Annotated in this window: 1 pseudogene; it reads right to left on the bottom strand. The window is 64.7% G+C overall.

From position 1 onward, the window contains the following. Positions 1 to 448 (bottom strand): annotated as a pseudogene (locus tag AC5RWQ_RS30510) (AraC family transcriptional regulator); the annotation flags it as partial.

The following is a 448-nucleotide window of genomic DNA, read 5'->3' as shown; positions in this document are numbered from 1 at the left end:
CCATCGAGACGAGACCACTGGGCAGCCCTTCGAGCAGAGCAGAGCGAACACGCCTGGCCGTCGTCACCGGCATGTCGAGATCGGACAGACGCCGGCGCAGCTCCGGCTCGAAAGCCGCCCACAACTGTTCGTTCGAGGTCAGGAAGGGGCGCCTGGCATCCGCCGTCGCAAAGGTCACGGCATGGCCGGCGCCGCGTTTCATGCCGACCCCGAGGAACGCTTCATAGGGTGCGAGTGGTGACGGCAGCACGGTGGTCGAAACACCGAGTGGCCGGATTGTTTCGCGGGTGCCCATGCGCACCAATGCCACACAGAACAGCAGCTCCATCACCACCAGCGAGACCGGTGGTGTCAGCGGCGCGTCGAGCCAGGTGAATTCCATGATGGTGACGTCACCCTTTTCGAGGACATCGAGCCGGATCGGCGCGACGAGCGCCTTGTATCTGGC

The organism is Micromonospora sp. BS32 (assembly GCF_059089345.1).
The sequence above is the reverse complement of the archived record's forward strand: the minus strand, read 5'-3'. Positions and strand labels throughout refer to the sequence as shown.